The 2,568-nt window shown below is 69.2% G+C and carries 3 protein-coding genes; 2 read left to right on the top strand and 1 reads right to left on the bottom strand.

Going from position 1 to position 2,568, the window contains the following annotated elements:
* A partial coding sequence (locus WDA27_15450; protein MFA5892320.1) for a PAS domain S-box protein occupies positions 1 to 397 on the bottom strand: 397 nt, incomplete at its 3' end.
* Between the two features lie 100 nt (positions 398 to 497).
* Here WDA27_15450 and WDA27_15445 point away from each other — a divergent pair.
* The gene (locus tag WDA27_15445) at positions 498 to 1,403 is read left to right on the top strand and encodes a pseudouridine-5'-phosphate glycosidase (protein ID MFA5892319.1); all 906 of its coding nucleotides are present in this window, start codon (positions 498 to 500) and stop codon (positions 1,401 to 1,403) included.
* 91 nt (positions 1,404 to 1,494) lie between these two features.
* Positions 1,495 to 2,568, top strand: a 1,074-nt coding sequence (locus WDA27_15440; protein MFA5892318.1) for a tetratricopeptide repeat protein, incomplete at its 3' end; no start/stop codon positions are given.

Here is a 2,568-nt window from a genome sequence, read left to right as displayed (position 1 = left end):
GCTCCATCGTCTTGCGCCAGCGCAGGTCGCGCGCGTGCACGATGACGCGCGGCGACTCACCGGAGCGGTCGAGCCATCCCTTGACCTCGACGGGAATCCACTCCCCCTCGGCGGTGAGCAGTCGCACGTCGATGTACCACGCGGGCTGGGTGCCGGCGAGCTCGTCGGCCAGCGCACGCTGGGCGGTCTCATGGTCTTCCGGGTGGATGAACTCGAACGCCGAGTGGCCGTAGATCTGTGCCGGCTCGAAGCGCAGGACGCGCTGCATCGACGGCGACACGTACGTCACCTTTCCCTCGTGGTCGATGACCACGATGAAGTCCTGCGACGCCTCCACCAGCTTGCGGAAGAACTGATCGTCGCGACCCAGCGCGGGGCCGCCCTCAGCGGTGCTCATTGAAGCCTAAGATAGCCGCAGGTGTTTGCCCCCGCACGGGGGAAATGGCCAGGCAATTGTCAGGGTGCGCACGGCGGTGTATGCTTGCGGTGTGGACGACATCCCGCGCGCAGTTCGTTGGTCCCCAGCCATCGCCGCCGCACGCCGCGATGGTGCCGTAGTCGCCTTCGAGAGCTCCGTACTTGCCCAGGGGCTGCCGATTCCCGCGAACCGGGAGGCCGACCGTCGGATGCGCGCCGCGGTTGCGGCGCACGGCGCCACGCCGGCGGTCGTCGCAGTGGTGCGCGGTGAACCGACCATCGGTCTCGACGGCGACGACCTCGAACGGTTTCTTCGACGCGACGGTGTCCCCAAGGTGTCGGCGCGCGACCTGGGATGGGCGGTGGCGCGCGGACTGGACGGCGCCACGACCGTGGCGGCCACCCTGGCGCTTTGCACCGCGGCCGGGCTCGAGGTCTTCGCCACCGGGGGAATCGGCGGGGTGCATCGCGAGCCGGCGTTCGACGAGTCGGCCGACCTCTTCGAACTCGGACGCTCGCCGGTCATCACGATCTGCGCCGGCGCCAAGTCCATCCTCGACCTCCCGGCCACGCTCGAACGACTCGAGAGCTACGGAGTCGCCGTCATCGGGTTCGGCACCGACGAGTTTCCCGGCTTCCTGGCCCGCGGCACGGGCCTGCGACTCGCCGCGTCCACCGACGATCCTGCCGAGATCGCGCGGGTCTTTCGCGCGAACCGTCGGCTTGCCCGTCCCGGCGCACTGCTGGTCGTGCAGCCGCCGCCGGCTGCAACGGCGCTCGATGCCGCAGTGGTCGACGCGGCGGTTCATCGTGCCCTCGCCGACGCCCGGTCCGCGGGCGTCGTCGGGGCCGCCATCACGCCGTTCCTGCTGGCCGCCGTCGATCGCGAGACGGCGGGCGCATCCTTGCAGGCCAATCTCGCGCTCCTCGAGTCGAATGCCGCGCTCGCTGCCCGCATTGCCGTCGCCTGCCGGGAGGCGCCATAGGAACATTCGGCCGCGACCCCCGTTGAATCCACCGTTCGCGCAGGTTTAGCTTGCAGTCAACCCTCACACGGCGCAGGAGGTCAGTCGAACGATGTCGTCTGCGTTCCTGAGTTCCGAAGAGTACGACGAACGCGCGCACCAGCAGTACGACGAGGGCAATTTCGACGAGGCGCTCGCCATCCTGCGCGAGGGGCTGGCGCTGTACCCCAACGCCGTCGCCCTGCACGTCGGCGTCGGCTATGCCCGCCTGGCGCGCGACGAATTCGCCTGGGCGCGGAGCAGTTTCGAGGAGGCGCTGGTGCTCGATCACGAACACGAGGACGGCCTCGCCGGGCTTGGCGAGACGCTGCTCAGGTTCGGGCAGGTGGACGCGGCCAAGAAGACCTTCGCCCGCATACGCGCGCTCGGATACGACGATGACATCGAGCTGATGCTGCAGGTGGGGCGCGCCCTCTTTCGCGAGAACGAGATGGAAGAGGCGATCGAGTACTTCGAGGTGGCGGTGCGCCAGGCGCCCGACAACGCCGAGGCCGTGGCGCTGGTCGGGTACGCCGAGCATCGGCTGGGCCGCGACTCTGATGCGATGGACACGCTGCGGCGCGCCCTGAAGATCGACGCCGGTTTTGCCGAGGCGCGCATCTACCTGGGCAACCTGCTCTATGATCGCGGTGACTATGCGGCCGCGCTCTACCAGCTCGACCAGACCGAGCCGGACGACCATTGGGACGAACTGGGCATCTGGCGACTGATCGAACTGCGCAAGTCGCACCTGCGACTCGCCGACGGCGACCCATCCCTCGAGGCGTGGGAGGCGCGCCTGGCCGAGCTGGCGTCCGCTCCCGACGCCACCGACGAACTGCTCACGGAGCTCGAGACGCGCTTCAACGAGCAGAGCGAACGCGAGGTGCGCGACCAGCTGGAGCTGTTCGGCTCGTTGCTGGGCCGGCTGACCGACGACCGCGCGGCCAACGAGTCACACCGCGTGGTCTTCGGCGATGGGCGCGCGTACGACGGCACCTGGGACGCGATCGTGCAGCAGATGCACGACACCAGCGCGTCGGCGGCGAACCGCTCGCTCGTCGAGTTCATGCAGAGCGAGGCGCGCCGCGGTTTCTCGCTGACGGGCGTGCTGATACCCACCGTCGACGCCGAGAGCTTCCTGCGC

The sequence above is a fragment of the Actinomycetota bacterium genome (genome assembly GCA_041658565.1).
Classification (GTDB): domain Bacteria; phylum Actinomycetota; class AC-67; order AC-67; family AC-67; genus JBAZZY01.
This window is presented reverse-complemented; position numbering and strand designations above follow the sequence as displayed.